This window comes from Metasolibacillus fluoroglycofenilyticus, from assembly GCF_003049645.1.
In the GTDB taxonomy this organism is placed as follows: domain Bacteria; phylum Bacillota; class Bacilli; order Bacillales_A; family Planococcaceae; genus Metasolibacillus; species Metasolibacillus fluoroglycofenilyticus.
Window position 1 is genome coordinate 170604 of the sequence record NZ_PYWK01000003.1, and the last position, 13537, is coordinate 184140.

Annotated in this window: 11 protein-coding genes; 5 read left to right on the forward strand and 6 right to left on the reverse strand. The window is 38.5% G+C overall.

Features of this window, described 5'->3' with window-relative positions; genetic code table 11:
- Nucleotides 1-65: 65 nt before the first annotated feature.
- From C9J36_RS13115 to C9J36_RS13130, 4 genes are all read left to right on the forward strand, one after another.
- Nucleotides 66-1859, forward strand: a complete 1794-nt coding sequence (locus tag C9J36_RS13115) for a S9 family peptidase (RefSeq protein ID WP_107943401.1) — start codon at nucleotides 66-68, stop codon at nucleotides 1857-1859.
- A gap of 518 nt (nucleotides 1860-2377) precedes the next feature.
- Nucleotides 2378-2869, forward strand: a complete 492-nt coding sequence (locus tag C9J36_RS13120) for a helix-turn-helix transcriptional regulator (RefSeq protein WP_066169379.1) — start codon at nucleotides 2378-2380, stop codon at nucleotides 2867-2869.
- Between the two features lie 829 nt (nucleotides 2870-3698).
- On the forward strand, nucleotides 3699-5357 hold the full coding sequence (locus C9J36_RS13125) for a methyl-accepting chemotaxis protein (protein WP_107943402.1): 1659 nt from the start codon (nucleotides 3699-3701) through the stop codon (nucleotides 5355-5357).
- A gap of 100 nt (nucleotides 5358-5457) precedes the next feature.
- Nucleotides 5458-5772 (forward strand): hypothetical protein, encoded by a 315-nt coding sequence (locus tag C9J36_RS13130; RefSeq protein ID WP_153061606.1) that lies wholly within the window; start codon nucleotides 5458-5460, stop codon nucleotides 5770-5772.
- An 80-nt stretch (nucleotides 5773-5852) separates the two neighbouring features.
- Here the strand turns inward: C9J36_RS13130 and C9J36_RS13135 are convergent, their stop codons facing one another.
- The 5 genes from C9J36_RS13135 to C9J36_RS13155 form a co-directional block, all read right to left on the reverse strand.
- Complete coding sequence (locus tag C9J36_RS13135; RefSeq protein WP_107943404.1) at nucleotides 5853-6482, reverse strand: LysE family transporter; 630 nt, start codon at nucleotides 6480-6482, stop codon at nucleotides 5853-5855.
- A 90-nt stretch (nucleotides 6483-6572) separates the two neighbouring features.
- Nucleotides 6573-7880: a class I adenylate-forming enzyme family protein gene (locus C9J36_RS13140; protein ID WP_153061607.1), complete on the reverse strand. Its 1308-nt coding sequence runs from the start codon at nucleotides 7878-7880 to the stop codon at nucleotides 6573-6575.
- Nucleotides 7847-8557 (reverse strand): SDR family NAD(P)-dependent oxidoreductase, encoded by a 711-nt coding sequence (locus C9J36_RS13145; RefSeq protein WP_107943406.1) that lies wholly within the window; start codon nucleotides 8555-8557, stop codon nucleotides 7847-7849. Before C9J36_RS13145 ends, C9J36_RS13140 begins: the two co-directional genes overlap by 34 nt.
- 252 nt (nucleotides 8558-8809) lie before the next feature.
- Entirely contained in the window at nucleotides 8810-10030 is a 1221-nt protein-coding gene (locus tag C9J36_RS13150; protein WP_107943407.1) for an RtcB family protein, read from the reverse strand.
- A gap of 139 nt (nucleotides 10031-10169) precedes the next feature.
- Nucleotides 10170-12122 carry a methyl-accepting chemotaxis protein gene (locus C9J36_RS13155; RefSeq protein ID WP_107943408.1) on the reverse strand — a complete coding sequence of 651 codons (1953 nt, stop codon included), beginning with the start codon at nucleotides 12120-12122 and terminating at the stop codon, nucleotides 10170-10172.
- Between the two features lie 325 nt (nucleotides 12123-12447).
- Here C9J36_RS13155 and C9J36_RS13160 point away from each other — a divergent pair, with 325 nt between their 5' ends.
- Nucleotides 12448-13059 carry a Yip1 family protein gene (locus C9J36_RS13160; RefSeq protein WP_107943409.1) on the forward strand — a complete coding sequence of 204 codons (612 nt, stop codon included), beginning with the start codon at nucleotides 12448-12450 and terminating at the stop codon, nucleotides 13057-13059.
- A gap of 37 nt (nucleotides 13060-13096) precedes the next feature.
- Here C9J36_RS13160 and C9J36_RS13165 read toward each other — a convergent pair whose 3' ends face one another.
- Nucleotides 13097-13516 (reverse strand): DUF1801 domain-containing protein, encoded by a 420-nt coding sequence (locus C9J36_RS13165; RefSeq protein ID WP_066169394.1) that lies wholly within the window; start codon nucleotides 13514-13516, stop codon nucleotides 13097-13099.
- Nucleotides 13517-13537: the final 21 nt, after the last annotated feature.

Here is a 13537-nt window from a genome sequence, read left to right on the forward strand (position 1 = left end):
TGCTTTTCACATAAGAGAAAACCCTTTATCATAAAAATAGAAGTATAGAGAGGAGTAGGAATGAAATGAAGAAAAAACATTTTGCAGCAATCATTGCAGCAACAGCTATTACACCCGCTATTGTCCTACCGACAATGACGTATGCCGAGCAGCCAAACTTTAGTGACATTGTACCTTCAAGCCCTTATGCGAGCGCTATCAATCTACTGCATGATAAAGGCGCTATTACAGGTTTTTCTGACAACACATTTCGACCTCAAGAAACTATTACGCGCCAGCATGTATTAGTGGTATTAGAGCGCTTAATTGAGCTTCCTTCAATTAGAGAAGGAAAAGAATTTACTGATGTATCAGAGAAGCATTCTTATTATGAAACAATCCAAAATGCTTATAAGGCTGGCTTAATTGATGGACAACCTGATGGTAACTTCAATCCAAACGCACCTATTACTCGTGGGCAAATTGCAAAAATTTTAGTACAAGCATTTGATTTACAAGCAACCGAAACAACATCTTTTTCAGATGTTCCGAAATCCCATTGGAGCTATCCGTATGTACAGGCATTAAGCAGCAATAATATTACGACCACTTCCAATCAGTTTCTCTTAAACGAGCCGTTAACACGTGGACAATTCGCTCTGTTTTTAGAAAGAATATTAGCATTAAATGAAATGGAGGAAAGCATATTGCCAATCGGTCAATGGGCAGGGAAAATTGATATTCCACAAAGCCCACTATCGGTTATTTTACAAATTGATGCAGATGGAAAAGCATATTTTTCTGTACCAGCTCAAGGTTTAACAAACTATCCCGTTAGCTCACTCACAACTAATAAAGAGCAATTACAGGCGGTTGTCGATATTGCAGGAACGACTATGACCATTGAAGGGAAAATCGAAGAAGACCGCATTACAGCGAATTTTTCACAAAACGGAATGACCTTCCCTCTTATTTTAACGCCTTATGAGCCGCCTGCTGTCACATACGAGGAACTAGCAGTCCCTGTTGAAAATGGACGATTAAAAGTTGCATTAGAAATGCCTAAAAATGCGACTGCACAAGTGCCTGTAGCCGTTATTATTGCAGGCTCTGGTCCAACAACTAAGGACGGCAACACCGTTATAGGTGAAAACAACAGCTTAAAAATGCTAGCTGAAGGTTTAGCACAGCAAGGCATCGCATCTATTCGCTTTGATAAACGCGGTGTTGGAGATAATATGGAATTACTTAAAGATGAGGGCGATTTACGCTTTACAAATTACTCACAGGATGTCGAGCAAATTATTGAATTTGTTCAACAAGACCCTCGTTTCTCATCGGTCCATTTAATTGGTCATAGTGAAGGTTCATTAGTTGGCATTATCGCTGCGCATACAGCCACAGTTGAATCGCTGACATCAATTGCCGGCGCTGGTCGACCAATTGACGAAATTTTGTTTGAACAGCTAGCTGCACAATTGCCAGAGCCATTATTAGAAACGGCTTCAACTATTTTGGAGCAATTGAAAAAAGGTGAAACGGTAGATAATGTGCCAGAGGATTTATATGCTTTATTCCGCCCATCTGTACAGCCATATTTAATTTCTTGGTTAAAATACGACCCAGCAGCTAAACTAGCTGAATTAAAAGTGCCGACATTAATTATTCAAGGAAATAACGATTTACAAATAACAAAAGTAGACGCAGAGCGTTTACACACAGCAAAATCCGATGCAGAGGTTCTCTATTTTGAAACGATGAACCACGTATTAAAGGATGCACCAGCTGACCGCGAAAGTAATCTTGCAACATATGCAAACCCTACATTGCCATTAACTGAAGGGCTTGTAGAAAAAATCGCTACATTTATTTTAAAATAATAACTAATTATATTAGGGAGGGGCGTCCAAAAAGCCGTGCATAGCCGGCATTTTGGACGTTGGTGATGATGTTTTGGTAAAATGTTTGCTCCTTTAAAATAGAGAGAGCTTTCTTTGAAAATGCTAGAAACACAGGGTTTAGCGGTGCTTCTCCAAAATGAAAGAGAAGAAGCAAAAATCCCCCTTAACATGCGATTTCTAGACAAAACCCTCTTTTTAGACAGCCCCCCTGTGACGAATAACCGCAAGAACATTTTTTTAATGGGTATTTAATATTTCAATTTCTATATTAAATATTTGTTAAAAAATCAAACTATATACGCTACTCGCATCAAATATTTTGTGGCATTTTTTATAAAAATATATTGGGAGTAATAATAAAGGAAGTGTCTTGAAATAACCGCAGACAGTTCCTTTTTTCTATGTTTTTTGTTTCCGTTGCGTGCGCAACGCTTGCTGTTGCTGTATTTTTAGGATATGGAAATATACGATGAAAACGTACAAAAAGGAGGTACAACATGAAGCTAGGAGAAAAAATTCGCTTCAGACGAACGGAATTACAGCTAACACAACAACAATTAGCAGACAAAGTATTTGTCACAAGGCAAACAATTTCTAAATGGGAATTAGAAAAAAGTATACCTGACACCATCTCATTAAAGCTATTAGAAAATGCCTTAGACACGAAGCTAAGTTCTGTTGATGTTATTACCCAAACGAAAGGAGTGCTGAAAATGAAATGGCTACAAAATATAATCGGGGTATTTCTTTTTGGTCTTTTATTTTTACCATTTAGAATGGGCGCTGTCTTTATACGAAAAGGATGGTCTAACCCTTTTATAAGATTTGCCGTCATGCCATTATTTATTGTTATTTATCTACTCTATATTCATTCGCTCAATATGAAAGCTTTTTACCTTATTGTAGGGCTTTCTATTGTGATTTATTTGATGACGAGTGCTTATTTTTATTCCAATAGTAAAAATGCCAACGCCTATGAAGAAAATTAATTATAGCAACAGTATGTCTCTGCTTATTTATTGATTAGTATTATCTTTTTACTAATTGGCTTAAATGAAAATTTCACTTTCCTTTTAATCGGGGTTTTATTTATTAGGCTAGGGCTAAAGGAAAGCAATAAAGTGAAGCTTCAATCAGTGGAGGTTTTCCTTATCCCCCACTGATTATTGCGAGATAAATAATATCAATGATACCTCGGCTAACTTTAGACCAGATTTTTTTGAGCTGTTTGTTGGAATTTAACCTAAAACCAACATGTTCTGTGACAACGGTTAATCGACCTGCATCTCGCAAGCCTTTCTGCCCAGTCTGCGACATTCACCACCACGCTATCGATACAAAAAACATCTGCTCCTACGGTTACTCGTCGCAGCAAACATTGCTGAAAAAAGTTAAAGGAGTTGTCCAAAAAGTCCATTTTGTTTTGTCACCGCATTGAAATCAATGTTTTCATCGCTTCCCTTTTACTGAAGGAGTACACTGCTAAAGTCAATGTTCATCCCATTTTAAAAGAGGCGTTCTCTATTTATATGAATCAACATTTTGTGAAACATCCTCGCTCCTGTCCAAAATGCCGGCTATGCTCGGCTTTTTGGACAGCCCCTCACCTATATGAATATTTACATAATCTAAACGCTAGCTTTACACATGAGTAAATCAAAAGAACTGCTTTTCAGACATAATATTCTTTTTTTCGACACTATCTATATTGACAATGTCCTATTATTACATGATACTAACTTTAAGTTTCAAAGTTTGTCTATGCTTTTATTTGTCGACAAACCTCTATAATACTGAAATATAAAGGGGGATATTATCATGAAAAGCATTAAGAAAAGACTACTTTTTTTCACTTTAGGCCTATTATTAGTTTCCTCAGTTCTCAATGCTAGCCTAGCCGTCTGGATAGTAAACACAAAGAGTCAGGAAGTACTGATTGAGAAAGCACAAGAACAAGTTTTTGAAATAGCTAAGCAAGCCGAAACGATTCTAAATTCTGAAGCTGATCCTATTCCCGCATTACAAAAATTTGTAGATACTAAAGTACAGCAGGACAATGTAACGTATGCAATTATTATTGATAAAAATGTTCAAGCTGTCGCGCATAGTGACCTTGAAAAACTAGGAAAAATATATGAAGACGAATATACAATCAACGGTGCTACTAAAGGTGTAAAGCAATTTACAAGGTGGTATGCAGAAGTTCAAGGTATATGGACTTATGATATTATGGAGCCCATTTACAAAAATGGAGAACTGTACGGTGTTATGGATATCGCTGTTCCTGAAAGCGGAATCAAATCTATCGTAGATACAGTTTTAATTTTTCAAATAATTATCGGTAGTGTTAGCTTTTTAGTTATTGGGGGGCTAATGTGGTGGATTATTGACCGCATCGTTCGAGCATTGAAAAACCTCGAAGCCACTTTACAGCAAACTGCTAACTTAGATTTCTATGAAAATGCAGAGTTAAATAGACTAGCAAATTATAGAGATGAAATTGGACATATGGCTAAGGGGATTTCAACAATGCGTTCGGCATTGAGAGATATAACGGTTAATATCCAAGGTACAAGTAATGAGCTAGTTGAATCATCGACTGCACTTTTACAAATTGCAGACGACACTATGCAAACAACCAATGAAATTAACCTAGCGATTAACGAAATTGCCAACTCTACAGAAGAGCAGGCACATGACACTGAAAAGGGCGCAGAGCAATTAGACCAACTTTCAAGTAATATTGATCGTGTGATTGAGCATACAGAGAAAATTGCCACAATGACAGCGCATATCGATGACTTAAGCAACCAAGGTGTAGGCACAGTTCAGCAGCTTTCTATATGGTCAGAAAAAAATCGAGACTCCTCACAGCAAGTTAGTGCTATCGTCCAAGAGGTGGATAAAACATCGTCAGACATTTCAAGTATAGTCAATACGATTACAGAAATTGCCTCGCAAACGAATTTACTTGCACTGAATGCATCAATTGAATCTGCTCGTGTCGGTGAAGCAGGAAAGGGATTTGCGGTTGTTGCAGATGAAATTCGAAAGCTGTCAGAACAAACCTCTAATGCAACTGAGGATATTAAAAATAAAATTACAGCAATTCAAGCTATTTCGAAAAGCGCTGTACAAGAAATTAAAACAAGTATTGAAGTCGTTGAGCAAAATGCGAAAGCTGCAACGGATACAAGCGATATTTTCAATACGATTAAAGCTGCATTAGACGAAACAATTGAGGTCGCTCATGAAGTTCAACATCTTTCAACAGAAATGACTCAAAGCAAGGAGCAAATCATTAGCGTCATTCATAATATTTCTGCCTCTGCCGCTGAAACATCTGCTGGCACAGAACAGGTTTCCGCTTCTGCTCAAGAACAACTAAAAAGCATTGAAACGGTATCCGAAAGGGCTCGCAACTTAAATATAATAGCTGATCAGCTAAGAAAAGAGGTAGAAAAGTTCACATTATAGCAATTCAAGTTGACGGAAACTGTTTATTATGAAAATATTAATTACAAAGGTATTAAATTATGGAAATACTAATCAAACTATTGATATGGAGGAGATTTCAATGAAAAAATTTAAAATGCTATGTATGAGTGTTATTGCAGTTTTTACTTTAGGAATGCCAGCAACTTTCTCAAATGTTTATGCCTCTGAAAATACAGAGCTAGTAAATGCTCAAGCAATGGACGAAATTTACGTCACAAGAACAGTACCTAAAACTCATACATCTGCTATGTGGGTGACTGAGACTAGGTATGGAAAAACATACTCAGGCTATATTTATAATGGAGGATTAACAGCTGACGGGAACTATTCCGTTTTCGCTGGATATATTAAAGCAGGCCCTATCGTAGAGCCATACATTTTTGAAAATAAATAAAACTCTCCCCCTTCAGTTGAAATCGCGATTAATTACGCAAAAAGACATGTCTGAAAATAATTTTCAGACATGTCTTTTACTTAAATATAAACTCTAATATCCACATAGAAGCGGTATAAAAAATAACAAGCAAAGCCAAACAACAATACGCCTGCAATAATCGACGTCCATTGAATCATTTTACGGTTCATCACCTTACGTGTTAGGGCAACGATTGATAGTAGGCCAATATCGTGTAATAAAATACCTACCAATATTCCTATAGCCGCAATTAAAAAGCTACTAGAATCTGCCGCATAAGAATCTGCTAGTACAACACCAAAAACAGATACCCAAAATACTAAATTACCTGGGGATAACGCCACGAGAAAGCCATTGCGATACGTTTTCCATAATGATTTATTGACCTTTTCTCCTGCCAATGAAATATCTTGGTCAGCATTTTTAATCGAATCATAGGCCAATAAAAATAAAAACCCTGCGCCAACAATCCATAATGGCATTTGTACATATGGTAGTGCCAATACTTGCGCAAAGCCTAAATAGAGCGCTACGATTAACATTAAGTCAATCGTCATACCGCCTAAGCCAACTGCCCAGCCGTGGAAAAAGCCATTTTTCAATCCTTGTTTTGTCATTTCGACAGTAATAGCACCAACAGGCATAGCAATTGCTAGACCAACAAGTAAAAACTTTAAAAATTGCTCCAAATGCATAACTTCCTAACTTCAGTAAACTGCACTTCTTTTCCATCCGTTTCAATTAATTATACGTAAACCTAAATTTTTATACAATATTTTTTATAAGGGTTTTGGTAGTAACTTCCGATTAATTTTTCCTAATTCGTTATAGGGAAGTGCTTCCACAAAATAAATTTTCTTCGGGCATTCATAATTTGCTAGATTCTGTTTACAAAAGGCTTGAATATCACGCTCACCGACACCATCTGCTACAACATAAGCAATAACTCGCTCGCCAAAATGCGAGTCTACCTCACTTGTAATTGCAACATCCGTTATTTTCGGATGCGTCTTTATTATTTGCTCAATATGCTGTGGAAAAACATTTTCTCCACCTGAAATAATCCTTTCATCTAGCCTTCCTTTTATGAATAATAACCCTTCTCTTTCTTCTACGATATCCCCTGTTCGTTTATTATTAACAATTAGTTCACCCTTATTAAACCTAATGCTTAGCCCATTGATAGGCGAGCCAATTGTTGTAGGATATAGGGCGCGTTCTTCTGGCGTTGCAATACTAATTAAGCCTACTTCAGATGTGCCGTATAAATTATATAAAATCGACTCAAAGCCCTCGCTATTTTGCAACGGTGCGCTACCACTTGCAATACAGCGCAATGATGGTGTTTTGCTAAAGCGAGTTAACAAAGTTGGAACAACCGTGATTGCTTCAATTGGATATGCTTCTAATAAGGAAGCATCAAAGCGTCTGCTTAAGACGACTGTATGTCCAGCAGCTACTGTTGCAGTTAGAAAGGCAAGTCCGTAACCGTGAAAAAAAGGCGTGGCGACATAAACATAACGATATGTATGAAAATGCATACGCTCTAGCAAAGCGCAAAATGGGGCAAGCAATGTATGCACTGCTGTATGTACAGCTTTAGGTTCACCAGTTGTGCCACTTGTTTGTAAAACAATTTTTCCTTGTCTACGTGGAAAATATACAGCCGCCGCCCTTGTTGGTAAAGCTTCAAGCTGCTGCTCTGTAAATAAAAAATCAAAATACCCCTTCACAGGACGCCCTGTATGTAATAACACAGCCGTCGCCCCTATTCGCTCTGTCGCAAACACTGCTCGTAATAACGAGATACTATTATCACACTGAAAACCAACCCGCTGTCCTGCACGAATACCATATTCACTTAAAGCATAACTCATATAAATAACCTCGTCATAAAATTGACCATATGTAGTTGTACAATGCTTTTCAATAAAAATAGGACAATGCGGCTGTTTTTTAGCATAAAAAGCGAGCAATGCATTAATGGAGAAGCCTTCCTTACTAATAGCTCTCATCAACTTGCTGAAGGGCATCCGTAAAAGGGCTTTAATTTTTAAGGTCTCAAATAGTGTAGAAATGGTAGCCACCACGGTTTATCCTCCTTCTTTTTCGTGTACAATAAACGAGCGATACGCTGAGCCGCCACCTCACTAGCCATTGCTGGTACATGCTTATATTTTTTCGTCGGTGCAATCATCGGTGTACGAACAAGCGGTAAATAGATTGTAGAAACCGTATGCTTTACCTCTGGTGCAACAGCTCGTAGCCATGTATCAAAGGCAGCCTTTGACGCTTGATAAGCAGACCATTTTGCCATAGGGCGAAATTTTGTATTAATCGTAGAAACATTTACAACCTGTCCCTTTGCTGCATCTAATAACGGAATAAAATGTAACATTAGCTCCACAGGTGCAAAATAATTAATGGCCATTGTCCGCGAAAAATCATGCGAGCGCTCTAAGGAATCATATATCGAGCGATGAATGGACAAACCTGCATTATTGATAAAAATATCAAGCTGACCAATTTCCTTGCATAGCTGGCGACGATTTTCTTCCTCACGCAAATCCATCCTATACATCCGAGCACCTGTCTTTACAGCAACATCACGCAAACGCTCCTCATCACGTCCAACAATTATTAAATTTGCCTCATAGCGAGCCAATAACAAGGCGACATCTCGCCCAATACCTGAGCTAGCTCCTGTAATTAATATACTTTTGCCTTGCACTGCCTGCCGAAGTCGTTGCTCCTGTAAACGCATACGAAATCCCCCCTTTCCTTTGACTGTAACGAAGCACTATGATAACTCATAAGACATTCTACTTGATAGTCTATTACACCTCTCTTAAAAAACCTGTGACATCCGCTGCAAGTTTGGTCAACATGATTTATCTTAAAAAGCGATTTAGTTCTTATGATTTCAGCGTGCGTCTTGCCACCTATAGAGGTGGGAGACGCACGCTGAAAGAAGTTAAAGGTGCAACCAAATTTCCCCATAATCATCTCTTTTTGATTATTTCCGCCTCATATAAGGCTTCTGCTCCTCACTTGCTTTAAAATTATAAACAGGCTTAATTGCCTTGATAATATCAACGGTTTCGCCAATGACCGATGTAATTTCCTCCATCGGCTTGTAAGCCATTGGTGCTTCGTCAAGCGTATCCTCCGTTACTGATGTCGTCCATACACCTTGCATCGTTTCCTTGAAATCGACCATGCTCAGCTCTTTTTTCGCTGCGCGACGTGAATAAACTCGCCCTGCTCCATGTGGCGCTGAATAATTCCACTCCGCATTGCCCTTCCCAATACAAATAAGCGAACCATCACGCATATTCATTGGAATAACAAGTTTTTCTCCTTTATTCGCTCGCACAGCGCCTTTGCGTAATGTCATCGTATCTGTATCAATGTAGTTGTGAATTGTATCAAAGGTATCTGTATATATCCACCCCATATGCTGTGCAATTGTTTCAGCAATCGTCCATCTATTCATTACTGCATAGCGCTGCGCAATTTTCATATCGTGAATATAATCGTGGAATGGCTGACCCTCTAAATAAGCTAATTCCTTTGGTATAACAGGGTTTTCCCCCTTGTACGCTTCGATTGCTGCTTGTATTTCCTGTTCGCGTCCCTCATTTTTAAGCTGCTCAATAATTTTAGAAACATCGTGATGACGCAATGCTTCAAAAGCTCTTTTTTGATGCCAGTTCGCCACTTTCGAACCGATATAGCGTGAGCCTGTATGAATTAATAAATAATATTTATCTTCGTTGTCTTTCGCAAGCTCGATAAAATGATTACCCCCGCCTAATGTGCCAAGCGATAAATTTGTATAATCGTCTTTTATACCTGCTGCGATAAAATTATCCCTTTCAAATTCCTTAAATTGCCGAGCTGGCGATAGCTCCATATGTAAGTCCTGACCACTCGGTACATGCGCTCGAATGGTTGCATCTAGCTTGGCATAATCAATAACAGAAGTATTAAGCTCAGCAACGAAAACGCCACAGCCAACATCTACACCAACTAAATTCGGTACAACACGCTCCTGCAATTGTATCGTTGTGCCAATGACACAGCCCTTCCCAGCATGATAATCAGGCATAATACGAATTTTTGCCCCTTCCATAAATGCTTGGTCTGTCAGCTCTTTAATTTGCTCAATTGCTGCTGGCTGTGCTGTATTCGTATATATTTTTGCGTCAGTAAAACGCCCATTAACTTCAATCACCTAGCTCACTCCTTTTCACTTTAAACGATGGCGAAGTCTGTTTTGTTCCATATTGCAATTTGCTCAGGAACCGGATAATAACAAGTAGGCTGTAGGGAAGTGGAGACGACAACCCGCTTTCCCTACAGCCTTCGTTTAATTAAAGTTTAAACCTTTCCATATACTCGTGTAGCTCGTCTGCCATCTCCTGTAGAGCATGTGCTGCGGCTGCCATTTCATGCATGGATGCCAACGTTTGCTCTGTCGATGCTGCGACTTCCTCAGATGCAGCAGCATTTGATTTTGCGTGGTCTGATAATTCTAACGCTGTCGCCGATACTTCTTGCACTACGGCTGAAATTTCCTCAGAGGCTGCGGAAATGCCTTCGATTTTTGGTGCGATATTTTGCAAGCTTTCTACGATAGTTGCAAACTTTTCACTCGTTTGCTCTGTTAGCTTCAATCCTTCTTCAACATCTATTGATGCTTTATCCATCGCCTGAACAGACTGTGCTGTATCTTGTTGAATAGCAGCAATAAGTGCAGAAATTTGACTTGTCGATTGCAGTGATTGCTCTGCTAGCTTCCGCACCTCATCGGCAACAACTGCAAAGCCTTTGCCATGCTCCCCAGCTCTTGCTGCTTCAATAGCAGCATTCAATGCTAATAAATTTGTTTGGTCTGAAATCGCAGTAATGATTTCCAAAATAGAGCCTATCTGTTTTGTACGCTCATACAGTGATTGGATTGTTTCATCTGATTGTACAACAGATGCGTGAATCGATTGCATTTGATTGACTGTTTGTTGTACAGCCTCTCCACCTTCATCCGCTAGCTGCATCGCAAAGCCTGATAAGTCAGACACTTGCATCGTACTATCTGTCACCTCAACAATGCCCTTCGCCACTTCTTCGATGGAAATTGCATTTTGCTCAATGCTAGTTGTTTGCTTTTCAGTGCTGCTTGCAACCTCCCGCATTGCATCTGTTACTTGCTCAGAAGCAGCTATATTTTGCTCTGCGCTTGCCGCTAAATTTTGTGCCGAACTTTGTACTTGCTGCGCGCTTTGCCCCATATGTTGAAGTAATTTTTTCAAGCTAATTTTCATCGCTACGAACGCTTCGCCAAGTTGCCCGATTTCATCCTTCGTATAAATATCAATGTATGTCGTTAAATCCCCTTCACTAATTTTTAATGCATTTACTTGCAGCTCCTTGATTGGGCGAACAATTGAACGAACCATGAAAAGTATGAAGCCAATACCTGCAATAATAGCGAGCACAACGACGATAACAATTGTCGTCAATATGCCTGATGCTGCTTGCTTAGCCTCTACTGTAAACATTGTGCCGAGCACTTTCCAGCCCGTCAGTTCATTCGTCGTATAACGAATATGTCGGTCTTTCATAATAATCGTCCCGTTTTCGTTATTATAAATTTCATTAACATATGATTCCGTTACTTCTGTGCCACTTTCTTTGCCGTTTTGCGTAATATAATAGTGGCGGTCATCGTACAATGCTGCAAAACCTGTTTCACCAATCTTAATATCATTTGCTACATCATCAAGCAGTGAAATATTCAAATCCATTGCGAAGACACCTGATTGGTCTGGTAAAGTTTTTGTTATTGTCACAACAATGCTATTTTCACCTGATGCTGAAACATAGGGTGTTGTTAGCACTACATCACCATTATTATTTACTGCATCTGTATACCACGGTCTTTCACGTGGGTCGTAATCACTTGGTAAATCAAGCTCCGGTGCGTTAATCATCTCCCCTTGTTTTGTACCTATATAAATCGCTTCTACTTCAGGATGTGTGTTAATATACTCCGTCAACAAATTAACTACTCTAGTTCGTTCCTCTTGTCGTAACGATTGTTGATTAAACTTTCCCGCAAAATATTCAATATCATATACTTTCGGTGCAATCATATTTGTAATGTTCATATCAAGCATTCGAACGCTTTCATTAGCACTTGCCTGCTGCTCTTCTATAACTTGTTTTTTGGCACTTTGATATGCAATTAACCCTATCAAAGCTGCTGGGATTAGCAGAATAAGTAAAAAAGAAAAAATTAATTTCTTTCTAATAGTAATTCGCTTCATTCCCCATTCCCCCCTCTACTCACTGTACTATTTTCTCTACAAGCAATCTCATAGGCTTTATTGATAAATGACAGATTTTAATAATAAAGTCCTATTATACTAATAATATACTTAATCTCTTTCTTTGTAAATACAACAAAACTGAAAATTCTGAATATTCAGGTCTATGTATAAAGTTAATATTTCTAAAGCTTTTGTAGGAAAAATTAAGTCTGTTGGGGGTTCATTTTATCATTTTTAGTATTATAGTAAATTTTTGAAACTTTTTAGCTGGTTTTTCGGTATACTAGGTAGGGAAATACATATTTTATTTTGGAGGGATATTATGGATAACAATACGCTAAACCCATTTTTATCTGTTTGGTTACATCCGAAGCAAACTGCTCGATATATGATTGACCATAAAACAATGGGCTTCGCTATGATTATTCTTACAATTTGTTCGATTATCGCGTTGCCTATCAATTTCTTTGACTATGGTGGACCATTATCTTGGGGCTTCATTATTGCAACAATTATTTTTTCACCTATTGTAACCATCGTTGGCATGTTTATTTCAGCGCTTATAGCATGGGGAGTTGGAAAGCTTTTCAAAGGTGTCGCAACATACACGGAAATGTATAGAGCAACGAGCATTGCATCGATTCCTTCAGCAATGCTTGGACCAATTTATCTTATTTGGTTTGTTGTATCACCAGATTTTCTGTTAACTCCTGATTTTGAGGGGCCAATCCCTGCTATCTTTTGGATTGCCATTTTGCTATCAATTGTATTAGGGATATGGTCATTTGTTGTATCAGTTGGTGCAGTCGCAGAAGCACATCAGTTTTCAAATTGGAAGGCTTTCTTCACTTTAGTCATTCCAGCGATTATAATTTTCATTATTCTCTTTGCATTTGGAGCAGTTTTAATCTGGGCTATGTTCAGTAGCTTTTAAAAAAGGGATTTTGCAGTGCGCTGCAAAATCCCCTTTTTTATTCAGGATATGTTGCCCGTAAAAATGCTACAGACTGTCCAATCAATTCTTTTAAAATAGTTACGTCAATATCCGAAAGCTTATTAATATATACACATGCCTTTCCGGTCGTATGTTTTCCGAAATTTTCAAGCAATGTTTCGCGCTCTGGGTCTCCTGGGGCAAAGTATAGGCTAATTTTTGCCTTGCGTGGTGAGAAACCTACTAACGGTGCGTCTCCTTCATGACCAGAAGCATATTTATAGTGATATTTGCCAAAGCCGATTATGCTCGGTCCCCACATCCTTGCTTCATAGCCTGTTACTTCCGTGAAAATATCTACTAATGCATAAGCATCCTCACGCTTTTTAACACTGTCTACACCTTCAATAAACTCAATAACGCTGCTATCTGTTTCCTTTGTTTTCGGCTCGTACATATTATCCGCTCCTTTTGTTTA